Genomic DNA, 23,091 nt, shown 5'->3' with positions numbered 1-23,091 from the left:
AATTATTCTATTACTTTAACAAAAACTTTACAATATGAATATTGAAATAATAATTGAAATTCTAACAAATAAATTCAGTGTTAGTTAAGGCAAAATGGTAACAAGTATTTTTCAATTTAGGTATGAGAAGGAGATGGCAAATCCAGATGAAATTTGGAGAATACGAACCAGGTGATACAATAAAGTTTTAAGGTGTTCTAGAATTGAGAGGCGGTTATGACTTGGTGTATCATTGGAAATTGTAAGAGGCAAAAGTAAAATATAAACTACATACAAGAAGTGAAGGATTGTCTTCTCTTATTTTTGTAAGTTAAACCTGAAATTAAAATATGGGAGCTATTAAGTCAAAAAATTACATCGAAACCTGATGGTTAGAAAACGGTTAGAAACCAAACAAAAAGGCAAGGGAGAGAGAATTACTCTAACCCTTGCCAATATTGTCATTAACGTACGCGCCCAGAGGGATTCGAACCCCCGGCAAACCTGGTACCGGAAACCAGTGCTCTATCCAGCTGAGCTATGGGCGCATGGTGAAAAAATGGTAACGTGTTATATTATAACGCTCTTTCACTCTATTAACAAGTAGTTTTTCTTTTTTCAGCAAAAAAAGAAAAACGCTCTACACTTGGTGCAGAACGTTTTACTGTTGTTCCGGATTTGGATCAACCTTGTTCCAAGCTGTTTTTAAGCGATCGACGATAAAATCAGCAACTTCATTTACGTTTAGATTATCAGTTGTAACCTTGTAATGATGGTCTTTGTAAATAGGCTGTCTTTGGTCAAACAGATGCCGCATATCTTCCCTGTTTTTACCTTGAAGAACGGGTCTGCTATCAATAATTGAGCTTATACGATCCTGCCAAGCATCCCAGGATAAGTCTAAAAAAAAGACAATGCATTTAGATAGACAAGCTTCTTTAATTTCTTCCTGTAAAAAAGCGCCACCACCAACTGAAATGACTTTTAAACGTTGATTATGACATAGGTCAACGATGGTGTCTTTTTCTTTTTGGCGGAATTCCTTTTCTCCAAAATTTTCAAAGATTTGTCTCGTTGGCATACCATATTCTTTTTCAATAACTTCATCAATATCAAGGAAATCTCGATATAATCTCTTAGCAACCTCTTTTCCAATGGTTGTTTTTCCAACCCCCATAAAGCCAATAAGTACAATGTTTTTTTCTCTTAGTGCTAAATCCTTCATTCCCGTTTGCCTCTTTCCAATTCTTGTTAAAGATAGTATATGATAAAAACACCGAATTGTAAAAAAATTATTTTGCATAATCAGTTATGAAGTATGTTTGTGGAAATTCTATAATTACAGTCATAGCTGGTTCAGCGAGAAAGTTTTTTTCATCCCCTTCCATATTGGTAATATCACTATGTGTTTCACTCATTTAATAAATAATGTTTTATTAGATGTAATCATTTTTGAAATATAGTAAAATAAGTGTAAATATATAGAATTGGGGGATATATATGAAACTTGCTAGCTATAAGCTAAAGAAGGCATCAGGCTCTTTCCGTGTAGGTTTTATAGAAAATGAAAAGGTGATAGATGTACAGCAGGCATATCAGGATGCCTTAATTTCAAAGGGAGAGCATGATACTGCCTATCAAATAGAGCAAAATCTGCCAGCTGATCCAACAGCCTTTTTTAGTTTAGGTTTTCATGCATTAGATAAGGCAAATGAAGCATATAAATACATAGCAGGAAAGAACTTAGGGGTTGAAAGAGATGAAGTTCTGCTTGGAACTCCTATCCCGAATCCTTCAAAAATTATTTGTGTTGGTAAAAACTATGCCGACCATGCAGCAGAGATGAATAGTGATATTCCTGAGTTTCCTGTGCTATTTGCAAAGTTCAGCAATGCTATTGTCGGCCCGGAAGATGCACTGGAAAAGCCACGGTTAACGAATCAGCTTGATTATGAAGTTGAGTTAGGTATTGTAATTGGGAGAGAAGCATCCAAAGTTAAAAGAGAGAATGCCTATGATTACATAGCAGGCTATACCATTGGAAATGATGGATCTGCTCGGGACTTGCAATTTAGAACACAGCAGTGGCTGCAAGGGAAAAACGCAGACAGGACAACACCGATAGGTCCTTGGATTGTAACAAAGGATGAACTTACGGATGCAGCGAATCTTGGAATTCGTTCCTTTGTTAATGGAGAGAAACGTCAATCTTCCAATACGAGTAAATTAATATTTGATGTTCCGTTTTTATTAGAATATATAACAGAAATTATGACGCTAAAACCGGGTGATATTATTTTAACTGGTACACCAGATGGAGTCGGGGCAGGGATGAACCCGCCGCAATTTCTTCAAGCTGGTGATGTGGTAACAGTAGAAATCGACCAAATTGGCCGAATGGAAAATAAGGTTGTAGAGAAGTAAATACAGAAAATAGCTCATGACAACCACATGAGCTATTCTTTACTATCAATGAACTAACCGATATTTTTTCTATCCAAAGATGGACTGGAAAGTTTCAAAAGATGGCGATTATAAAAATGTGCAATTAGATTTAATGTTGATTTAGGAATACGTTTTGGAAAGTATTCTTTTTTGTAAAGCATGTGATAAGCCTTTTTCAAATCCTCCCATTGCTTTACTCCATTTAGCTGTTTAAACCTAGCAACATCAATTAAGCGAATATCACCCTCAGGTGTAAGGATGATATTTCGTAAATGGACATCAGATGGTGTTAAACCAACTTCCTTTGCTGCTTTTAAAGCAAAATCTACTGCCTGGACATGAAAATCTGTAATTTCTATACCAATTGATAGACAATCAAATAAGGTATGACCTTCAATATAATCCATTACAATATAACTACTGCCAGCTTTATAAAAGGTAGGATAATAAGAGATGCCTTGAAGTGCTTGATAGATGGCAGCTTCCTCTTTTGCAATATACCTATGGGAAGGGAAGAAGAACTTTAATGCCATTTTAGTATGTTTGATTCGAAATACGACAGCACTTCTGCCTGTTCCAATATGCACAAGTAAAGGGTCTTTTGCTAGTACAACGATCTTGTTCTTTCTTTTTTTAATCACAATAGAATTTGCTAAATCGTCAAATGTCTTCACATCATCTTCCTCTTTAACATGTGACATGTTTTAATAACTATTATATAAAGAAAAATTTGGTTTATGAAATATTTTGTCTATCCGTTCGTAATATTAGTTTTCAAGAGTGATCCTCAGAGAAGAAATTACAGGACTTTCTGTTGAATTAATGGCAAAATAGAATAAAGGGGAATGGAGGGGGGATGGGGATATGAAGCCAAGGCTTATTCAGCAGCAAACACTACAATGGAAAATGAATCAGTCGCTTATGCAGTCCATCAATATCTTGCAATTCTCTAGTTTGGAATTAAAGGAATATATTGACCAGCTTACAAAGGAAAATCCATTAATAGAGGAAATAGATTATGATTATGACTTTGAGCAGTATCGTTCTACTGCATCTAAACAGCCTGAAATTGGGGAGATAAATGCAGCAAAGAACAGTATGTATGATCAATTAAAATCACAATTGATTACGCTTACAATAACGGAAGACCTTAAGCCGGTTGTGGCCTATGGAATTGATTCTTTAAACAGTGATGGATACTTGGATGTGGAATTGAGTTTATGGGCAGAGCATTGCAAAACTTCCATTGAAAGGGTGGAAGAAGCCTTAACTTGTATCCAATCTTTAGAACCAGCAGGTATTGGTGCAAGGAATTTAACAGAATGTCTTATACTACAATTAAACAACATGGGCATGTATGATTTCTTTTTAGAAGAATTATTAGAAGATCATCTAGAATGGATCGCAACAGAGGATTATGGGAATATTGCAGCATTTTTTGATACAACTGCAGAACATGCTAAGAAGATTGTGGAGAAAATCCGACTCTGTCATCCAAAGCCAGGACAATTATTAGACACGGAGGAACCAGAATATATTATTCCAGAAGCTTCTATATATATAGAAAATGGTTCTTGGAAAATCAAATTCTTTAAATGGGCAGCTCCAACAATTAAAATAGATCCAGTATATGCGAATTTAAAAGTTGAGGAGAATGAGGCAACTACTTATTTGAAAGAGAAATATCGGCAGGTTGAGTGGCTAAATCAGGCTATCTCGTACCGAACAAATACATTGGAAAACATTATTCGGTGCATTGTGGAAAAACAATATAACTTTTTTGAAAGAGGTCCAAGTGAATTAAAGCCATTCACATTAAGAGAAATATCAGAGGAGCTCAATATCCATTTATCCACTGTAAGCAGAGCAATTAATCAAAAATATGTGCAAACCGCGCAAGGTGTACTTCCAATTAAATTCTTTCTACAATCAGGTATACGAAAGTCCAATGGAGAAAGCACTTCTTCTATTGCGGTGAAGCAGCTTATTCTTAAGCTCATACAATCAGAAAGCAAAGCGAAGCCATTGTCTGATGAAGCTATCAGAAAGCAATTGGAATTAAAATTTGGAATTAAAATTGCCCGCAGAACGGTGATGAAATATCGCGAACAATTAAATTTACCATCTTCTGTTAAAAGGAGAAAAAAGAAGTAAAGGGTGGACGAATTGGTAAAAGTGTTATTTTATACGAAGGAAAATTGTGGATTATGCAATGACGCGAACACTCTATTAGAATTATTGCGGGAAGAGTTTACGTTCAAAACGGAATACCGTGATATTTATACCAATGATGTATGGCTTGAGAAGTATCAGTTAACGATTCCTGTCATTGAAGTAAATGGAAAGCAGTTAAATGCAGTTGAAATAAATTACGAATCGCTGCATGACTTATTAGAGAAAGAAAGTACGAGGGAGGCAAATTAGTTTGCTTCCTTTTTTGGTATGGAAATGGGAATAAAAGGGAAGATATGAAATGCAAGTTCATATCTGTCAGCGAGATGGTTAAAAATAGAATCTATGTAAAAGTAATATTAACTATAGTTAGCAATAACTTTACAAAAAGATTGGTGCATAATGGTTGTATATTTAATTACCTATTGTTATAATCTACTTGTCTGGGACATAAAACATCCTTACGGGACATTTTTTGACCATTAGAAGGAGTCCTTTGTATGAGAACCTTAACCGAGCTGCAGAAAAAGTTAATACCCGATCTTCTTGATGTAATGAAGCATCGATATTCCATCCTTCAAAGCGTACATAATTTAGAACCGATTGGAAGAAGAGGACTTGCAGAAAGAGTCCATTTAACCGAACGGGCTGTAAGAAGTGAGGTTGACTTTTTACATGAACAAGGGTTAATAGAAGTAACCTCTAAGGGTATGTATGTTTCGAAAGAGGGTACATTAGTTCTTGAAGAGATGGCTGGCTTCATGCGAGAAATAATGGGGTTAAACGTTTTAGAACAGCGAATTAGGGAAAAGTTAAATATAGATGATGTTATTATCGTTCCAGGAAATAGCGATGAATATGAATGGGTAAAACAGGAAATGGGAAAAGTATGTATATCTCACCTGAAAAAGATTGTGAAGAACCATTCTATTATTGCTGTAACAGGTGGCACAACTATGTCAGCAGTTGCGGATGTGATGACCCCGCTTGGAAATAATATCGATGTTCTTTTTTTGCCGGCACGAGGTGGAATTGGAGAAAAGGTGGAAAATCAGGCGAGTGGTATTGTGGCTGAAATGGCAGAGAAGGCTCGTGGTGATTATCGATTACTTTATGTTCCCGATCCGTTAAGTGAAGTTGCATATCAAACGTTGATTAATGAACCTTCTATTAAGAATGTTCTCGATCAAATCAAGACAGCCGACGTTGTTATTCATGGTATTGGTGATGCATTAACAATGGCAAAACGCCGGAAAACATCGAATGAAACGCTTAGAGAACTAGCAGTTAAAAAGGCTGCAAGTGAGGCGTTTGGATACTACTTTGACCAAGAGGGAAACATTGTCCATAAGGTTAGAACTGTAGGAATACAACTGGAAGACCTATCAGCAATTGGCAATGTGATTACGGTCGCAGGTGGTAAATCTAAAGCTGAGGCCATCATTTCCTACTTTAAACAAGGAAGAAGCAACTTGCTTATCACGGATGAAGCCGCTGCAATTCAGGTTTTAAGAGGGTAACCTCTTTAAAATATATAAATAATATCTCTTAGGAGGAATAAGAATGACAGTAAAAGTTGGAATTAATGGTTTTGGTAGAATTGGACGTAATGTATTCCGTCAAGCACTAAAAAATGATGAAGTGGAAATTGTTGCAGTTAACGACTTAACTGATGCTAACATGCTTGCTCATCTTTTAAAATATGATTCTGTTCATGGTAAGTTAGAAGAAGAAGTAACTGTAAATGGTTCTAACATTGCAGTAGGTGGAAAAGAGTTTAAAGTTCTTTCTGAACGCGATCCTGCTCAATTAGGTTGGGGAGATCTTGGTGTAGATATCGTTATCGAATCTACTGGTCGTTTCACTAACGCTGAAGATGCGAAGAAACATATTGAAGCTGGAGCGAAAAAAGTAATTATCTCTGCACCTGCATCTAACGAAGATTTAACAATCGTAATGGGTGTTAACCAAGATAAATACAATCCAAGCGAGCATAACATCGTATCTAACGCTTCTTGTACAACAAACTGTTTAGCTCCATTTGCTAAAGTACTTAACGATACATTTGGAATCAAACGTGGATTAATGACAACTATCCACTCATATACTAACGATCAGCAAATTCTTGACTTACCACATAAAGACTATCGTCGTGCGCGTGCAGCAGCTGAAAACATCATTCCAACAACAACTGGTGCTGCTAAAGCGGTTAGTCTAGTATTACCTGAATTAAAAGGTAAATTAAATGGTATGGCTGTTCGTGTACCAACTCCAGACGGTTCATTAACAGACTTAGTTGCAGAACTTGATAAAGAAGCAACTGTTGAAGATATTAACAATGCATTCCGTGAAGCTGCTCAAGGTAACCTTAAAGGAGTACTTGAGTATAGCGAAGAACCACTAGTTTCTACTGACATTGTTGGAAACACTCATTCTTCTATCGTTGATGGTTTATCTACAATGGTAATGGAAGGCAACATGGTGAAAGTTGTTTCTTGGTATGACAACGAAATGGGTTACTCTTCTCGTTGTGTAGACTTAGCTGTATTCATGGCTAAACAAGGACTATAAAAATCAGGGAAAACAGCCGCCGCAAATTGGTGGCTCCGATTTCCAAATGATTAATCATGAGGAGGGGAGGCGACTCCTCTCCATTTTCTGTTAAATTTATATGAAAAGCCTATTTACTATGCATGAATGGTATATAATGGATATCGTAGTGCATAATGGAAAAGCTTAAATTACATATTCCTTTGGGAGGCTGTAAAATGAATAAGAAATCATTAAAAGATCTTGAAGTAAAAGGTAAAAAAGTGTTTTGCCGTGTGGACTTCAACGTACCAATGAAAGACGGAGAAGTAACAGACGATACACGTATTAAAGCAGCACTACCAACTATTAAGCACTTGTCTGAGCAAGGGGCGAAAGTAATTCTTGCCAGCCACCTTGGACGTCCTAAAGGTCAAGTAGTAGAAGAATTGCGATTAGACCCAGTAGCGAAACGTCTTAGCGATTTAATCGGTAAAGAAGTTGTGAAAACTGACACCGTATATGGTGAAGAAGTGAATCAAGCGGTAGCCGGTTTAAATGATGGCGACATTCTATTAATCGAGAATGTTCGTTTTGAAGCTGGTGAAGAGAAGAATGATGAAGCATTGTCACAAAGCTTTGCAGATATGGCAGATTTATATGTGAACGATGCCTTTGGAGCTGCTCACCGTGCACATGCATCTACAGCGGGTGTTGCTGAGAAACTCCCATCTGCTGCAGGCTTCCTAATGGAAAAAGAATTAGATGTATTAGGCAAAGCATTGGAAAATCCTGAACGTCCATTTACTGCTATTATCGGTGGAGCAAAAGTGAAAGACAAAATCGATGTAATCGATAATCTGCTAGAAAAAGTAGATAACTTAATCATCGGTGGTGGTCTTGCTTATACATTTATCAAAGCACAAGGCCATGAAGTAGGGAAATCCTTACTAGATGAAGAGAAAATCGATTTAGCGAAACAATTCATGAAAAAAGCAGAAGAAAAAGGTGTAAACTTTTTACTTCCAGAAGATGTTATTATAGCAGATGACTTCTCTGAAACTGCAAATACAAAGGCTGTATCCGTATCTGAGATTCCTGCTGACTGGGAAGCATTAGATATTGGACCGAAAACACGTGAGAAATATAGCAACATTGTAAAAGAATCTAAACTTGTAATATGGAATGGACCAATGGGTGTATTCGAATTAGATGTCTTTGCTGGTGGTACAAAAGCGGTTGCTGAGGCACTTGCTGAGACAGAAGGCTACACTGTAATTGGTGGTGGCGATTCTGCTGCAGCAGTTGAGAAGTTCAACCTAGCGGACAAGATGGATCACGTTTCCACAGGCGGGGGAGCATCCCTTGAGTTCATGGAAGGAAAAGTACTTCCAGGTGTACAAGCTTTAGACGATAAATAAAGAACCGAAACCAAATAGTAAATATGAGGTGATAGGATGCGTAAGAAAGTAATTGCTGGTAACTGGAAAATGAACAAAGTGTTATCAGAAGCAAATGAATTTGTAGAAGAAGTAAAATCAAAAGTACCAACAAGCGATAGAGTGGAAGCTATTGTTTGTGCACCTTTCCCATTCCTTCCATCTCTTGTTGAAAAAACACAAGGATCAAGTGTGAAGGTAGCGGCACAAAACATGCACTTTGAAGACAATGGAGCTTTTACTGGTGAAGTTAGCCCTGTTATGTTGAAAGATTTAGGCGTGACTCATGTTGTTTTAGGACATTCCGAGCGTCGCGAATTATTCGCTGAAACAGATGAAACAGTAAATAAAAAAGCACACGCCGCGTTTAACCATGGTTTAACTCCAATTGTTTGTGTTGGGGAAACTTTAGAACAACGTGAAGCAAATGAAACCAAACAGCTTGTAGAACAACAAGTGAAAAAAGCGTTAGAAGGACTGTCAGATGAACAAGTGGCAAATACGATTATTGCGTATGAGCCAATCTGGGCAATTGGAACAGGTAAAACTGCATCAAGTGAAGATGCAAATGAAGTGTGTGCACATGTTCGTACAGTAGTAAAAGAAATTACTTCAGCAGACACAGCAGATCAAGTCATTATTCAATATGGCGGCAGTGTTAAGCCTGCAAATGTAGACGAACTTCTAGCACAGTCAGATATTGATGGTGCATTAGTTGGTGGTGCAAGTCTTGAAGCAGATTCCTTCTTACAGCTTGTGGAGGCTGGTACTAAATGAGTCAAGATAAACTAGCTGCATTAATCATTCTAGACGGATTCGCAATCCGCGATGAAGCCTATGGTAATGCAGTAAAAAAAGCAATAAAGCCAAACTTTGATCGATATTGGGAAACCTATCCTCACAACCAATTGACTGCCAGTGGTGAGGCAGTAGGATTACCAGAAGGCCAAATGGGGAATTCTGAGGTAGGGCACTTAAACATTGGTGCTGGTCGTATCGTGTACCAAAGTTTAACTCGAGTGAATCTTTCTATTCGCGAAGGAGAGTTCTTCGAGAAAGAAGCTTTCCTCAAATCAATTGAAAATGTAAAGAAAAACAATAGTGCCTTGCATTTATTCGGACTACTATCTGATGGTGGTGTGCACAGCCATATTGAGCATATGTTTGCATTGCTTAAGCTTGCAAGTGACCATGGCTTAGAAAAAGTGTATCTTCATGCTTTCCTAGATGGTCGTGATGTAGGACCACAAACAGCAGAGAAATATATTAAAGCAACAGAAGCGAAAATGGCAGAGTACGGCGTAGGACAATTCGCAACAATTTCTGGTCGTTATTACTCGATGGACCGTGATAAACGCTGGGACCGTGTCAAGAAGGCTTATGATGCTATGGTTTACGGTGAAGGACCATCGTACCAATCTGCTATGGATGTTGTGAAGGACTCTTATGAAAATGGAATCCATGATGAGTTTGTCATTCCATCTGTGATTACGGATGAGTATGATAACCCAGTTGGGAAAGTACAAGATAATGATTCCATCATTTTCTATAACTTCCGTCCTGATAGAGCGATTCAGATTTCACGTACGTTTGCGAATGAAGACTTCCGCGATTTTGATCGTGGTGAAGGAGTTCCACAAAACCTTCATTTCGTCATGCTTACACAATTCAGTGAATCTGTTGATGGTTTTGTTGCATATGAGCCATCAAACTTAGATAATACGGTCGGTGAAGTATTATCACAACATAATTTGAAACAGCTGCGTATCGCAGAAACAGAAAAATATCCTCACGTTACCTTCTTTATGAGTGGAGGACGTGAAAAAGAATTTCCTGGTGAAAAGCGTATACTAATCGATTCACCAAAGGTTGCAACCTATGACTTAAAACCAGAAATGAGTGCATATGAAGTGACGGACGCGTTGCTTCAAGAACTTGATTCTGACGATCGACCAAGTGCGATTATCCTAAACTTTGCGAATCCAGATATGGTTGGGCATTCCGGAATACTCGAACCAACTGTGAAAGCAATTGAAGCAGTCGATGAATGCTTAGGAAAAATTGTAGATAAAATCACTGAGTTAGGTGGACATGCGATTATAACTGCAGACCACGGTAACTCTGATGAAGTAGTAACATTGGATGGCGCCCCAATGACTGCACATACAACAAATCCTGTTCCAGTTATAGTGACAAAAGATGGAGTTACACTCCGTGATGGTGGAATTCTAGCAGACCTAGCACCAACATTGCTTGATCTTCTAGATGTAGAAAAGCCAAAAGAAATGACAGGAACAAGCTTAGTTAATAAATAATAATAAAAAATAAACTTATCCAAAAAAAGGAGAGATATTAAAATGCCATACATTACAGACGTATACGCACGTGAAGTATTAGATTCACGTGGTAACCCAACAGTTGAAGTAGAAGTTTATACTGAATCAGGAGCTTTTGGTCGCGCATTAGTACCATCTGGAGCTTCTACAGGTGAATATGAAGCAGTAGAACTTCGTGACGGTGACAAAGACCGTTACCTAGGAAAAGGTGTTTTAAAAGCAGTTCATAACGTTAACGACGTTATCGCTCCAGAATTATTAGGCATGGACGTTACTCGTCAAAACCTAATTGATTCTATCATGATCGAGCTTGACGGAACAGAAAATAAAGGTAAATTAGGTGCTAACGCTATTCTTGGAGTTTCCATGGCAGTAGCTCATGCAGCTGCAAACCTGCTTGATGTACCTTTATATAACTATCTAGGTGGATTCAACGCAAAAACTCTTCCAACACCAATGATGAACATCGTTAACGGTGGAGAGCATGCAGATAACAACGTGGACATTCAAGAATTCATGGTAATGCCAGTTGGAGCAGAGAGCTTCAAGGAAGCACTACGCATGGGTGCAGAGATTTTCCATTCCCTTAAGAAAGTATTAAGCAGTAAAGGTTATAACACTGCTGTAGGTGATGAAGGTGGATTCGCTCCTAACTTAGGTTCAAACGAAGAAGCTCTTCAAACGATTGTAGAAGCAATTGAAGCAGCAGGTTACAAACCAGGTGAAGAAGTGAAATTAGCAATGGACGTAGCTTCCTCTGAATTATACCAAGATGGTAAATACAATCTTAAAGGAGAAGGCGTTGTACGTACTTCTGCAGAAATGGTTGACTGGTACGAAGAAATGGTTAGCAAATACCCAATCATCTCTATTGAAGATGGTTTAGATGAGAACGACTGGGAAGGTCATAAACTATTAACAGACCGCCTAGGTGATAAAGTACAATTAGTTGGAGACGACCTATTTGTTACAAACACGAAGAAACTTGCGCAAGGTATTGAGCAAGGAGTAGGTAACTCTATCCTTATTAAAGTGAACCAAATCGGTACACTTACAGAAACATTCGAAGCAATCGAAATGGCAAAACAAGCTGGTTACACTGCAGTAATCTCACACCGTTCTGGTGAAACAGAAGACGCAACAATTGCGGACATCGCAGTTGCAACAAATGCAGGACAAATTAAAACTGGTGCTCCATCTCGTACAGACCGTGTTGCGAAATACAACCAATTACTTCGCATTGAAGACGAATTAGCTGGTATGGGTGTATACGGTGGATTAGCTTCATTCTATAACTTGAAAAAATAATAAATGAGAGTTAATTAAAGGGCTGCATTATTGCAGTCCTTTTTGTGTATGTAGGCCATTATGGTAACTATAGTGCCAGAGTCCTTTTCAGGTTAAAATCATAATATAAGCATTTTAGATTCCTATTCTGACGCGAATTGCATTCCAGCTTGATTATCCAAAGATTTTTAATCACTCTATGTCGATAATGACTAGACAAAGCTACTAATGAAATTGCTTTTTTCTCTGCCCGCTATTGCTCTCCTGTTGAAACCTTTCCACTTTTTGGCCCGTATAAATGGTAAGGAGGGGGTAAGATGAAGTCTTATAGTAATCCAATTATTAAAGTGAACCGGTCGAAATTTGAGAAGGTCTTTGATATCATTGCCCTTTTCATTTACTTTGCTAGTATTGTTTATCTTATTGCCGACTGGCCATCCATTCCCGATAAAGTGCCCGGTCATTACAACCTCGCGGGCGAGGTAACTAGATGGGATTCAAAAGCCATGCTTTTTCTTATGCCGATTATTGGTTTATTGATCATATGGGTGCCATCAAGTGTTCTTGAAAGATATCCTCATCTTCATAATTACAGTAGATTAACGGAAGAAAATGCGGAAAGACTATACAAAAATTCTATCAGAATGATGAACGTCATGAAAAATGAAATATTGATTCTCTTTAGTTTATTAAATTTGGAAAGTGTTTATATAGCTAAAAATGAGATGCAAAGTTCTTTGCTCGGGGGATGGGATATGGTTATTTCTTTAGTAATTATTTTTGGTTCCATAGCTTTTTTTATATGGAAGTCATTTAAACTACGGTAAATGAAAAGGGAGGGAGAAGTCATTTCTATTTTAGAAACAATCCAAGCACGCAGATCGATTCATCAATTAAAAGAACAACCAGTAGACTTATCCGTTTTAAAGGAGATTTTTACATATGCTTCCTATGCGCCAACACATTATATGAAAGAGCCTTGGCAAATTAAAATATATCAAGGACATGGTAGAGAGGCCATTATTGACGCTATTATACGTAGTTATCAGCGAATCGGAATGATAAAAAATGAGCAGGAGCCGAAAACGAAGAAAATGATTCATTCCATGAAAGAATTTTTGTTGAAGATTCCCCATCATGCACTTATTTATTTTGAAAAAGAAGAGGATTCTGTTCGTTATGAAGAAGAGTATGCGTCTGTCTGTGCTTTTATTCAGAATGCACAATTAGCGGCTTGGGAATATGGAGTAGGTATGCTTTGGACCATTACACCTTATATGCATGATCCAATATTTTTAGATGAAATTGGGTTAGACAATGAAAGATTTAAAATCGCGGCAGTTCTTCAAATAGGATATCCTGCAAAAGTTCCACGAAAAAAAGAAAGGACTCCCATAGAAGGAAAACTAGAAATTATTGAATAGACGCTGCTTGGCAAGCCCTGAAAGCGGCTGGTCAAGCAGCAAATCAAAAATACAAGCAGCAAATCAAAAAGCACCCAAACCACTTAAGTTTAGGTGCTGTAAAGGTATTATTCTGTTTTCTCTTTAATAAAAGCCTCAACCTCTTCGGCAGTATCCATAGAAAGAAGCTTATCTTTATAAGCAGCCAAGTCTTTCTTAGATAAATCACGAATTTGCGTACGTGCTGGTAAAATAGATGTCGCACTCATACTGAATTCATCTAATCCGAGTCCAAGCAAGATTGGAATAGCGATAGGATCGCCAGCCATTTCTCCGCACATTCCTACCCATTTACCTTCTTTATGGGCAGCTTCAATCACGTTATTTACGAGATTTAAGATAGCAGGGTGATATGGTTGATACAGATAAGAGACCTGCTCGTTCATACGGTCTGCTGCCATCGTATATTGGATTAAGTCATTTGTTCCAATACTGAAGAAGTCTACTTCCTTAGCGAATTGACGTGCAGTCACTGCGGTAGATGGAATTTCAACCATGATACCAACTTCTATGTCATCCGAAACCTTGACCCCATCTGCAACTAATGCCTCTTTTTCTTCCATTAATAATCCTTTAGCTTGACGGAATTCTTCTAGTGTTGCAATCATAGGGAACATAATTTTTAAATTACCGTACGCACTGGAACGAAGTAGTGCGCGCAGCTGTGGACGGAAGACATCTTCGTTTTCTAAACAGAAGCGAATAGCTCGGAAGCCTAAGAATGGATTTAATTCTTTTGGCATATCAAGATAGTTTATTTCCTTGTCTCCACCAACGTCTAAAGTACGGACAACTACTGGTTTGCCATTCATTTGTTCTAATACAGACTTGTATGCTTCAAATTGTTCATCTTCGGAAGGAAGCTCACTTTTACCCATATAGAGGAACTCTGTACGGTATAAGCCAACACCTTCTCCACCGTTATTTAAGACACCTTCTACATCAGCTGGAGTTCCGATGTTCGCAGCTAGTTCTACCTGCTCTCCATCTTTAGAGAAAGTTGGCTCATCTTTCAATTTGCCCCATTCCTCTTGCTGTTTTGCAAAGTCCGCTTGTTTTTGTCGGTAGGCACCAATCTCTTCATCGGTTGGGTTCACAATCACTTCCCCTGCAAGCCCATCAATGATAATCATATCCCCTTGCTTTACAGAATTTGTAATTTCTTTAGTCCCAACAATGGCAGGTATTTCTAAAGACCTTGCCATAATTGCGGAGTGAGAAGTACGACCGCCAATATCCGTAGCAAATCCTTTTACAAATTGATTTAATTGAGCTGTATCAGAAGGAGTTAAGTCTTGCGCAATGATAACGACTTCTTCATCAATAAGTGCTGGGTCTGGGAAAGTAACTCCTAATAGATGTGCCATCACGCGTTTCGTTACATCTTTAATATCTGCTGCACGTTCACGCATATATTCGTTTTCCATGTTTTCGAACATATCGACAAACATTTTTGTAATACTGTCTAATGCTGCTTCAGCAGTAACGCTTTCATTTCTTATCTTATCTTTCATTGGAGTAATTAGTTCTGGGTCATTTAGGATTAATAAATGAGCAGAGAATATTTCCGCATGCTCATCTCCAAGTGCTTCCTTTGTGTGTGCTTTTATTTTCTCTAATTCACCTTTAGAAATATCCAATGCTTCTTCAAGCCGTTTGATTTCTTCATCTGCTTGTCCAGCACTTTTATCCTCAAATGATAAATCTGGAGTTACTAATTGATACGCTTTCGCAATAGCAATTCCAGAAGAAGCTGCAATTCCATTTATTTTAGTCATATTATAATTTCAATCCTCTCATTAATAGCTTGTATATACATGTATTTTATCATATAATCTTGCTTGAAAACAATGAAAACACTTTCTTTTCATGTAAGTAATTACACCCGTCTACCAGATAACTATAACTAAGACCTATGTTATTGAAAAGTCATTTGCTTTAATTTACTTATTATCCATTGATAAATGCTATCAAACACTTCTTCTTTGTTCACCTCATTTAATACTTCATGTCGAGCTTCTTCGTAGAAATATACCATAATATCGTCTATTCCCAGTTGATGGTATAGATTCATCGTCTTCCAAACGCCTTTTCCATAATTACCAACAGGGTCTTCTGTTCCGCTTACAAAAAGCATAGGTAGATCGGTGCGAATCATGCTATTCCGCTGATTATCCTGCATTAATTGAATCCCTGTTAATAAATCATGAAAATAACTAGCAGAAGGTGTAAAGCCACATAATGGATCAGTAATAAATTTTTGTACCACATTTTCATCTCTAGTTAGCCAATCATGCGTTTTCTTTGGGTTATTAATCCGTTTATTATAATTCCCGAATACAAGGTGATTCATGAGGGCTGATTCTTCTCTCTGTGATAAGGCACGCGCTAATGTTATTCCCAAAGTCGTTAAAAAAAGTGGTGTATAGCCAGTTCCAGTTAAAATAACACCAGCTATTTCTTTGGAATATCGTTGTACATAAATCCGTGCTAAAAAGGAACCCATACTATGGCCCAAAAGAAAAATTGGGGTGTCTGGATAATCCTTTTTAATATAGGAAGTAATAAGGAAAAGGTCGTCTACTACTTTAAGAAATCCATCTTCACTTGCAAAGTACCCGAGGCTATCATACCTTAATCCTGTTTGACCATGCCCTCTATGATCATTACCATAGACAAAAATCCCTTGTTCAAGCAAGTTGGAACTAAAGATATCATATCGTTCAATATGCTCTACCATTCCGTGTGCAAGCTGAACAATGGCTTTTGGTCTCTGATTTGGATTAAACCATCTCTTTACATAGATTTCAGTGTCATCTGTAGTTTTTAACCAAAAGGTGTCTTTCATCACAATTTTCCTTTCTGTTTGTATTACTTATAGATTAACTCAAATTAAGCTTGCTAACTATTAAAAACATATGCTAAAGTATAATTCAGAGAGTTGTACGTTATTAGGAGGTAAATTGGATATGACTGCTTTAATAAATACATTACTGATTATTGATGCCATTGTATTAATTGTGTTTGTTGTACTTCAGCCTGGTAAGAGTGCTGGCTTATCTGGAGCAATTACAGGCGGTGCAGAGCAATTATTCGGAAAACAGAAAGCACGTGGGATGGAACTGTTTCTACATCGTGGGACTGTTATCACTGGTATCATCTTTTTTGGATTAGCATTTATAAGTGGATACTTATTATAAAGCTCAGGAAGCCTCATCACTTTAATGGAGTGATGGGGTTTTTCTTCTTTCAATGTACTCTTTTCTAAGAGGAGGTAGCTTATGTCATAATGTAGATATACTTCTGATTACTTTAATTCAAGATAGTGCATAAAAACCGCTCTGGAAATACACTACGCTTACCGCGGGCGCTGCTGAGCCTCCTCGAGACTGCCGTCTCTGCGGGGTCTCACCTAGGCTTTTCATCCCGCAGGAGTCTACGTGTATTTCCTCCGCTAAATGGTGCATTAACCCTTTTAAACAATGGATAAAGAAAGCACATTTTAACTTGAAGTGATTGTAGCGGAGGGCAGTCGACTCCTGTGGGAAAAGCAACAAGCGAAGACCCCGCAGGAAGTGGTCTTCTTCCGAGGAGGCTGAGACGTTGCCCGCGGAAAGCGTACTGCCCGCAGCGGAAATCACGAGCGCATATTTCCAGTGTATTCTGATGCGCCTTTAAGCACTATTTTAATTAAGTAAACCAACAGTTTCTATCAACTGCGTTAGATTAACTAACAATCATATTTACATAATAATCTTCCAACAAGTAAGTAATCATGCGAATTACTTTATAAATGTGTAAAATGGTAGATAATGGGTATAGTATCAAATAGTTAGGAGTGCAAGATATATGAAAATCGTACAACCAAAGCCCTTTACATTCGAAGCAGGACCTCGCGCGGTATTATTGCTGCATGGATTTACGGGTCATTCAGCAGATGTTAGGATGTTAGGACGTTTCCTAGAGAAAAAAGGATATACAAGTCATGCTCCCATATACAGAGGACATGGAGTTCCACCAGAGGAACTACTCAATACAAATCCTAAACAATGGTGGGAGGATGTAAAGCAGGCGATGAAACATCTTCAAGATTTAGGATATGAGGAAATCGCCGTTGCTGGCCTTTCTCTTGGTGGCGTGTTCAGCTTAAAATTAGCATATTCCACTAAAGTTAAAGGTGTTATTCCTATGTGTGCACCAATGTTTTTTGATAATAGCTTTCAATTATCCAAAGGCTTCCGCGCCTATTCAAAAGAATACAAGCAATTTGAAGGAAAAGAACAAGAAGTGATTGAGAAAGAAGTCAATCAGGTAATGGAAGATTCCAAAGATCTCTTTGAACAGCTAGGTAAAGAGATAACCGAAGTGAAAAACAATGTAGATACGATTTATACACCTACATTTGTTGTTCAAGCTAGAAAAGATCAAATGATCAACACGGAGAGTGCAAACTACATATATGAGAATGTAGAAGCTGATTTGAAGGATATAAAATGGTATGAACAATCCACTCATGTTATTACGCTTGATGACGAGAAGGAACAATTACATGAGGACATCTATCAATTTTTAGAAAAACTGGATTGGAAGGCGTAAGAAAAGCACAGAAGGTAAATAATAGAGAGAAAAGGTGGGTGAAAGAATGAAAGAGAGAGTGCTAACTTTTTTTAATGAATCTGGTACAAAACCTTTAGCAGTCGATGAAATAGAAGCAGCATTAGGATTACAGGACGCTGTAGAATTTAAGGAGCTAGTTATTGCTCTTAATCAACTGGAAGAGGCCGGTGAGCTTGTTCGCACCAGAAAAAACCGCTTTGGGTTGCCAGAAAAAATGAATCTTGTACGCGGAAGAATTCAAATGCACCAAAAGGGATTTGCTTTCCTAATCCCAGATGAAGAAGGACAAAAAGATGTATATATCCATGCAAATGATTTAGCATCTGCAATGAATAATGACAAAGTGCTTGTACGAATAGAAAAGTCTGGCCAGGAGGGGAACCGACCAGAGGGACAGGTTATCCGAATTCTGGAGCGTGCGGTTACTCAAGTGGTTGGGACATTTGAGGATAATCGCGCCTTTGGGTTTGTTATAGCAGATGATAAACGAATCCCTAATGATATTTTTATTCCAAAGGGTCATACTCATGGAGCGGTCGATGGTCATAAGGTAATAGCAAGAATTACGAAGTACCCTGAAGGAAGAAAGAGTGCAGAAGGTGAAATTCTGCAAATTCTTGGACATAAAAATGACCCAGGAATAGATATTCTTTCCATCATCTATAAACACGGCATTACCATCGATTTTCCAGATGAAGTATTAGAACAGGCAACGAATACGCCGGAAACAATTAATGAAAAAGAATTAGAAGGACGTCGAGACCTTCGTGATGAAACCATTGTTACGATTGATGGAGCAGATGCTAAGGACTTGGATGATGCTGTAACTGTGAAACGCCTAGATAATGGCAACTATAAGTTAGGCGTTTATATCGCTGATGTCAGCTATTATGTGGAAGAGGGTTCTCCGATTGATAAAGAAGCCTTTGAACGTGGGACAAGTGTGTACTTAGTTGATCGTGTTATACCAATGATTCCACACCGCCTTTCGAATGGCATTTGCTCACTAAATCCGAAAGTGGATCGGCTAACACTCGGCTGTGAAATGGAAATTAATTCTGAAGGCCAAGTAGTCAATCATGAAATCTTTCAAAGTGTTATTAAAACAACAGAGAGAATGACATATAGTGATGTCAATAAAATTCTAGTAGATAAAGATGAAGCATTAATCGAACGTTATGAGCCACTCGTTCCGATGTTTGAAGAAATGGAACAGCTAGCGCGTATTTTACGTGGGAAGCGGATGGGTCGCGGTGCGATTGATTTTGACTTTAAAGAAGCGAAAGTTCTTGTAGATGAGGAAGGGAAAGCAATTGACGTTGTTCTCAGAGAACGTTCCATTGCCGAGCGTCTTATTGAAGAATTTATGCTTTGTGCAAACGAAACAGTAGCAGAGCATTTTCACTGGCTTGATGTTCCGTTTATTCATCGTATCCACGAGGATCCAGATGAAGGAAAGCTGCAGAACTTCTTTGAATTTCTTGCAAGTCTTGGTATATCTGTAAAAGGAACAGCCAATGAAATTCATCCTCAAGCCTTACAGAAGGTATTGGATGAGGTAGAGGGACGACCGGAAGAAATGATTATTTCGAAGCTGATGCTTCGTTCCATGAAACAGGCGAAATATGATCCGCAAAGCATTGGTCACTTTGGACTTGCAACAGAGTTTTATACTCACTTTACTTCCCCAATTCGCAGGTACCCGGATTTAATCGTACATCGCTTAATTCGTACTTACCTTATTAATAAAGAATTGGATAGCAAGACAATCGGCCACTGGAAACAAGCACTGCCAGAAATAGCACGACATACATCAGAGCGTGAGCGCCGTGCAGTAGATGCAGAACGGGATACCGATGATTTGAAGAAAGCAGAATACATGCAGGACAAAGTTGGCGAAGAGTTTACTGGTGTGATTAGTTCTGTCACTAACTTCGGAATGTTTGTAGAACTGCCTAATACCATTGAAGGGCTTATCCATGTTAGCTTTTTGACGGACGACTATTATCACTTCGATGAGAGAAGCCATGCGCTTATAGGTGAGCGCACTGCCAACATTTATCGTGTTGGTGACGAGGTGAAGGTGAAAGTTGCCGGGGTAAATCTAGATGAATATAACGTGGACTTCGAATTAGTTGGAGCAGAGCCAAGGAAAAGAAGGCCTTTAAAGAATTCAAGCAATGGTAAAAGTGGGAATGGAAGAAGTAATGGACCCAAGAATGATGTAAATAAAAAGCCAAAGAAACATAAGAAAAAGAAGAAAAAGAAATGAGTCTCTGTCTCCCGGAGACTCATTTCTTATTTATTACAGATAAACTAGTTTTAAAAAACGAGTAGAATATCATAATAGCAATTAGTAGAATACAGCTAGAAAACGCCCAATTCGTTCAAGGCTTGTGGGTCACTCCCAGTGATCCTAACCTCAGTGGGAATGAAAAGAGTCCGCAACTGAGTGAAGTTTCCTTTTATTTGATGAACAAAGCTGGGAAGCCTAGCATATAATTTGGTGTGAAAGCCTTAATCTTTACACCGCCTTAAAGAGTTGCCTTAAGGAAAACTTATTGTTGACTTCTAACTAATGATTGAATTACAATTATAAAAAGGTCATTTGATGTGGTATACCTTGAAGGGCTTCATCAGGAAGGAGAAACAAAAAGTGAACGACATTTTGTTAGCCTTTTTATTAACATTATTTGCAGGTCTTGCAACAGGCGTGGGAAGTTTACTTGCCTTTTTTGCCAAAACAACCAATACAAAATTTCTTTCATTTTCACTAGGTCTGTCCGCAGGTGTAATGATTTATGTATCTATGGTTGAAATCTTTTTTAAAGCAAAAGATTCATTAACCGCTGCACTTGGATCAGATGAAGGTTATTGGCTAACGGTTATTTCCTTTTTCGGTGGAATGCTGTTAATTGGATTAATTGATAAATTTATCCCAAAGTATTCTAATCCTCACGAAGTTAAAAAAGTAGAGGATATGGAAAGGCCGGAGAAATCAATTAATAATCCCGAATTAATGAAGATGGGTGTGTTTACTGCATTAGCCTTGGCGATTCATAATTTCCCAGAAGGTATCGCAACATTTATTTCCGCAATAGAAAATCCATCGGTTGGATTCGCGATTGCAGTGGCAGTTGCCATTCATAATATTCCAGAAGGGATTGCTGTATCCGTGCCTGTATATTATGCTACTGGTGATAAACGGAAAGCGTTTAAGCTATCCTTCTTATCTGGATTGGCTGAACCAATTGGTGCGGTTGTTGCCTTCTTCATTTTAATGCCGTTCCTAACGGATACAATGTTTGGTATAATCTTCGCAATGGTAGCAGGTATTATGGTGTTTATCTCAATAGATGAGCTCATACCAGCCGCTAAGCGATATGATGAAACGCATCTTTCTATCTATGGTGTGATGTGTGGAATGGCAGTTATGGCTGTTAGTTTATTATTATTATATTAGTTAAATTTACAATGCGAACAATCTGTTTGTTCGCATTTTGTATTGCTTGGAAACATGTCCAATATTTGATAAAATATAAGAACGTGAAAGTAGGTGTACCGTTATGCCAAAAGGACAAGGAAAAGTTATTGCCCAAAACAAAAAAGCATCTCATGATTATTTTATAGAAGATACGTATGAAGCTGGAATTGTATTACAGGGTACAGAAATTAAATCGATCCGGAACGGCCGAGTGAATTTGAAAGATTCTCACGCGAGAATTGACCGGAATGGGGAAGTACGATTAGTTAATTTGCACATATCTGAATATGAACAAGGGAATCGTTTTAATCATGATCCCACACGTTCGCGTAAGCTGCTTTTGCACAGAAAACAAATCGATAAATTAATCGGGTTAACGCAGCAGCAAGGTTATGCGCTTGTTCCTTTAAAGATTTATATTAAAAATGGCTATGCAAAAGTTTTAATTGGTCTTGGAAAAGGGAAGAAGAAATATGATAAGCGTGATGATCTGAAGCAGAAACAAATGAAACGTGATGTAGAGCGGGCATTAAAGGATTATAACCGTTAAGAACTTGTAAAACCTTCCATCACTTGATTTTGTCTACAGCTGTGTTATAATAACAATTGTCACCACAAAATAAGTGGCAAAAGCTCAGTGCTATTCCAGAGCGTTTTCCTTTTATGGGGACGTTACGGATTCGACAGGGATAGTTCGAGCTCAGGTTGCGCGTCGAGGTTACGGCTCGTAAAACGTTACTCGCCTAAATATAACTGGCAAAGAAAACAATTACTCTTTAGCAGCTGCGTAAGCACTGCTTTAGGATCCTTCCTACCATCGCCTGTGTGGTAGATTGAAGGGTCTCAAACTCAAGCAGGCTTTTTCCGATTCCACCGTCTGAGGATGAAGGAAGAACTTAATCAGACTAGCCTTTGGGAAGCCTGTTGGTAGGCTGAACAAATGGTGAATGATAATATATCAACTACACGTGTAGAAGCCTGAGTGGCGTTATCTCTGGACGTGGGTTCGATTCCCACCGTCTCCACCAATACATAAGTTGGTGGTTTTTTTGTGTTTTTGTGACTTGTCCGCCATAGTAATTCCAGCCCTCTTTGAAAGCTCAGTTACGCTTATTTTTCGTTTTGCTAACTAAAGGGCGAAGTAAAAAGGTAATGCCCCTCCATATAAAAAGATGAAAATGATATATTTTATGGAATGAACCCCAAAGAAATCCGCTACCGGATCTGCCGGTTCAGAAACCAGAAATATGCAAAAAGTGAGAACCGGAATTTCAATGAGAATAACAGCTATCTTCAAAAATAATGTGGTTGCTATCTTTATAAAAACACCTCTAGTATAT

General features: G+C 38.1%; 20 protein-coding genes, 1 tRNA gene and 1 other RNA gene. 17 read left to right on the top strand and 5 right to left on the bottom strand.

Annotated features, from left to right (window positions below; all coding sequences use genetic code 11):
* Positions 1-451: 451 nt before the first annotated feature.
* A tRNA-Arg gene (locus D8M04_RS05260) sits at positions 452-527 on the bottom strand.
* 113 nt (positions 528-640) lie between these two features.
* The gene (locus D8M04_RS05255; RefSeq protein WP_121521866.1) at positions 641-1,204 is read right to left on the bottom strand and encodes a shikimate kinase; all 564 of its coding nucleotides are present in this window, start codon (positions 1,202-1,204) and stop codon (positions 641-643) included.
* A gap of 275 nt (positions 1,205-1,479) precedes the next feature.
* On the opposite strand from D8M04_RS05255, the gene D8M04_RS05250 reads away from it, so the two are divergent.
* The gene (locus D8M04_RS05250) at positions 1,480-2,403 is read left to right on the top strand and encodes a fumarylacetoacetate hydrolase family protein (RefSeq protein WP_121521865.1); all 924 of its coding nucleotides are present in this window, start codon (positions 1,480-1,482) and stop codon (positions 2,401-2,403) included.
* Positions 2,404-2,456: 53 nt separating this feature from the next.
* Here the strand turns inward: D8M04_RS05250 and D8M04_RS05245 are convergent, their stop codons facing one another.
* Positions 2,457-3,098 carry a protein kinase family protein gene (locus D8M04_RS05245; protein ID WP_121521864.1) on the bottom strand — a complete coding sequence of 214 codons (642 nt, stop codon included), beginning with the start codon at positions 3,096-3,098 and terminating at the stop codon, positions 2,457-2,459.
* Between the two features lie 190 nt (positions 3,099-3,288).
* On the opposite strand from D8M04_RS05245, the gene rpoN reads away from it, so the two are divergent.
* The 10 genes from rpoN to D8M04_RS05195 all read left to right on the top strand — a co-directional run bounded on the left by rpoN (position 3,289) and on the right by D8M04_RS05195 (position 13,611).
* Positions 3,289-4,578, top strand: coding sequence for an RNA polymerase factor sigma-54 (gene rpoN, locus D8M04_RS05240; protein WP_121521863.1), 1,290 nt, complete (start codon positions 3,289-3,291; stop codon positions 4,576-4,578).
* Between the two features lie 21 nt (positions 4,579-4,599).
* Positions 4,600-4,848 carry a glutaredoxin family protein gene (locus tag D8M04_RS05235; protein ID WP_246001153.1) on the top strand — a complete coding sequence of 83 codons (249 nt, stop codon included), beginning with the start codon at positions 4,600-4,602 and terminating at the stop codon, positions 4,846-4,848.
* Between the two features lie 248 nt (positions 4,849-5,096).
* A complete protein-coding gene (locus D8M04_RS05230) occupies positions 5,097-6,116 on the top strand; it encodes a sugar-binding transcriptional regulator (RefSeq protein WP_121521861.1) in 1,020 nt (339 codons plus the stop codon).
* 43 nt (positions 6,117-6,159) lie between these two features.
* Entirely contained in the window at positions 6,160-7,167 is a 1,008-nt protein-coding gene (gap, locus tag D8M04_RS05225) for a type I glyceraldehyde-3-phosphate dehydrogenase (protein WP_121521860.1), read from the top strand.
* 197 nt (positions 7,168-7,364) lie between these two features.
* The gene (locus tag D8M04_RS05220; protein WP_121521859.1) at positions 7,365-8,546 is read left to right on the top strand and encodes a phosphoglycerate kinase; all 1,182 of its coding nucleotides are present in this window, start codon (positions 7,365-7,367) and stop codon (positions 8,544-8,546) included.
* A gap of 36 nt (positions 8,547-8,582) precedes the next feature.
* Entirely contained in the window at positions 8,583-9,341 is a 759-nt protein-coding gene (gene tpiA, locus D8M04_RS05215) for a triose-phosphate isomerase (protein WP_121521858.1), read from the top strand.
* On the top strand, positions 9,338-10,879 hold the full coding sequence (gpmI, locus tag D8M04_RS05210) for a 2,3-bisphosphoglycerate-independent phosphoglycerate mutase (protein ID WP_121521857.1): 1,542 nt from the start codon (positions 9,338-9,340) through the stop codon (positions 10,877-10,879). The genes tpiA and gpmI overlap by 4 nt, the downstream gene beginning before the upstream one ends.
* A 42-nt stretch (positions 10,880-10,921) precedes the next feature.
* The gene (gene eno / locus D8M04_RS05205; RefSeq protein WP_121521856.1) at positions 10,922-12,208 is read left to right on the top strand and encodes a phosphopyruvate hydratase; all 1,287 of its coding nucleotides are present in this window, start codon (positions 10,922-10,924) and stop codon (positions 12,206-12,208) included.
* A 296-nt stretch (positions 12,209-12,504) separates the two neighbouring features.
* The gene (locus tag D8M04_RS05200; RefSeq protein ID WP_121521855.1) at positions 12,505-13,014 is read left to right on the top strand and encodes a DUF1648 domain-containing protein; all 510 of its coding nucleotides are present in this window, start codon (positions 12,505-12,507) and stop codon (positions 13,012-13,014) included.
* On the top strand, positions 13,015-13,611 hold the full coding sequence (locus tag D8M04_RS05195; protein WP_121521854.1) for a nitroreductase family protein: 597 nt from the start codon (positions 13,015-13,017) through the stop codon (positions 13,609-13,611).
* A 107-nt stretch (positions 13,612-13,718) separates the two neighbouring features.
* Here D8M04_RS05195 and ptsP read toward each other — a convergent pair whose 3' ends face one another.
* Both ptsP and D8M04_RS05185 read right to left on the bottom strand, forming a co-directional pair.
* A complete protein-coding gene (gene ptsP / locus D8M04_RS05190; protein WP_121521853.1) occupies positions 13,719-15,428 on the bottom strand; it encodes a phosphoenolpyruvate--protein phosphotransferase in 1,710 nt (569 codons plus the stop codon).
* A 140-nt stretch (positions 15,429-15,568) separates the two neighbouring features.
* Positions 15,569-16,498, bottom strand: coding sequence for an alpha/beta hydrolase (locus D8M04_RS05185; RefSeq protein WP_121521852.1), 930 nt, complete (start codon positions 16,496-16,498; stop codon positions 15,569-15,571).
* A 121-nt stretch (positions 16,499-16,619) separates the two neighbouring features.
* Between D8M04_RS05185 and secG the strand changes: the two genes are divergently transcribed.
* From secG to ssrA, 6 genes are all read left to right on the top strand, one after another.
* The gene (secG, locus tag D8M04_RS05180; RefSeq protein WP_121521851.1) at positions 16,620-16,850 is read left to right on the top strand and encodes a preprotein translocase subunit SecG; all 231 of its coding nucleotides are present in this window, start codon (positions 16,620-16,622) and stop codon (positions 16,848-16,850) included.
* A gap of 649 nt (positions 16,851-17,499) precedes the next feature.
* Positions 17,500-18,246: an alpha/beta hydrolase gene (locus D8M04_RS05175; protein WP_121521850.1), complete on the top strand. Its 747-nt coding sequence runs from the start codon at positions 17,500-17,502 to the stop codon at positions 18,244-18,246.
* Between the two features lie 46 nt (positions 18,247-18,292).
* Positions 18,293-20,539 (top strand): ribonuclease R, encoded by a 2,247-nt coding sequence (rnr, locus tag D8M04_RS05170; RefSeq protein WP_121521849.1) that lies wholly within the window; start codon positions 18,293-18,295, stop codon positions 20,537-20,539.
* A gap of 384 nt (positions 20,540-20,923) precedes the next feature.
* On the top strand, positions 20,924-21,730 hold the full coding sequence (gene zupT, locus D8M04_RS05165) for a zinc transporter ZupT (RefSeq protein ID WP_246001124.1): 807 nt from the start codon (positions 20,924-20,926) through the stop codon (positions 21,728-21,730).
* Positions 21,731-21,833: 103 nt separating this feature from the next.
* A complete protein-coding gene (smpB, locus tag D8M04_RS05160; protein WP_121521847.1) occupies positions 21,834-22,301 on the top strand; it encodes an SsrA-binding protein SmpB in 468 nt (155 codons plus the stop codon).
* Between the two features lie 115 nt (positions 22,302-22,416).
* Positions 22,417-22,779: a transfer-messenger RNA gene (ssrA, locus tag D8M04_RS05155) on the top strand.
* The last annotated feature ends 312 nt before the right edge of the window (positions 22,780-23,091 follow it).

This window comes from Oceanobacillus piezotolerans (assembly GCF_003665065.1).
GTDB lineage: Bacteria > Bacillota > Bacilli > Bacillales > Amphibacillaceae > Oceanobacillus > Oceanobacillus piezotolerans.
The sequence above is the reverse complement of the archived record's forward strand: the minus strand, read 5'-3'. Positions and strand labels throughout refer to the sequence as shown.

Excerpts from the sequence above, each read along its gene's own strand:
- D8M04_RS05255 (WP_121521866.1), bottom strand. The coding sequence starts at position 1,204 with ATGAAGGATTTAGCACTAAGAGAAAAAAACATTGTACTTATTGGCTTT.
- D8M04_RS05250 (WP_121521865.1), top strand. The coding sequence starts at position 1,480 with ATGAAACTTGCTAGCTATAAGCTAAAGAAGGCATCAGGCTCTTTCCGT.
- rpoN (WP_121521863.1), top strand. The coding sequence starts at position 3,289 with ATGAAGCCAAGGCTTATTCAGCAGCAAACACTACAATGGAAAATGAAT.
- D8M04_RS05230 (WP_121521861.1), top strand. The coding sequence starts at position 5,097 with ATGAGAACCTTAACCGAGCTGCAGAAAAAGTTAATACCCGATCTTCTT.
- gap (WP_121521860.1), top strand. The coding sequence starts at position 6,160 with ATGACAGTAAAAGTTGGAATTAATGGTTTTGGTAGAATTGGACGTAAT.
- D8M04_RS05220 (WP_121521859.1), top strand. The coding sequence starts at position 7,365 with ATGAATAAGAAATCATTAAAAGATCTTGAAGTAAAAGGTAAAAAAGTG.
- tpiA (WP_121521858.1), top strand. The coding sequence starts at position 8,583 with ATGCGTAAGAAAGTAATTGCTGGTAACTGGAAAATGAACAAAGTGTTA.
- gpmI (WP_121521857.1), top strand. The coding sequence starts at position 9,338 with ATGAGTCAAGATAAACTAGCTGCATTAATCATTCTAGACGGATTCGCA.
- eno (WP_121521856.1), top strand. The coding sequence starts at position 10,922 with ATGCCATACATTACAGACGTATACGCACGTGAAGTATTAGATTCACGT.
- D8M04_RS05200 (WP_121521855.1), top strand. The coding sequence starts at position 12,505 with ATGAAGTCTTATAGTAATCCAATTATTAAAGTGAACCGGTCGAAATTT.
- D8M04_RS05195 (WP_121521854.1), top strand. The coding sequence starts at position 13,015 with ATGAAAAGGGAGGGAGAAGTCATTTCTATTTTAGAAACAATCCAAGCA.
- ptsP (WP_121521853.1), bottom strand. The coding sequence starts at position 15,428 with ATGACTAAAATAAATGGAATTGCAGCTTCTTCTGGAATTGCTATTGCG.
- D8M04_RS05185 (WP_121521852.1), bottom strand. The coding sequence starts at position 16,498 with ATGAAAGACACCTTTTGGTTAAAAACTACAGATGACACTGAAATCTAT.
- secG (WP_121521851.1), top strand. The coding sequence starts at position 16,620 with ATGACTGCTTTAATAAATACATTACTGATTATTGATGCCATTGTATTA.
- D8M04_RS05175 (WP_121521850.1), top strand. The coding sequence starts at position 17,500 with ATGAAAATCGTACAACCAAAGCCCTTTACATTCGAAGCAGGACCTCGC.
- rnr (WP_121521849.1), top strand. The coding sequence starts at position 18,293 with ATGAAAGAGAGAGTGCTAACTTTTTTTAATGAATCTGGTACAAAACCT.
- smpB (WP_121521847.1), top strand. The coding sequence starts at position 21,834 with ATGCCAAAAGGACAAGGAAAAGTTATTGCCCAAAACAAAAAAGCATCT.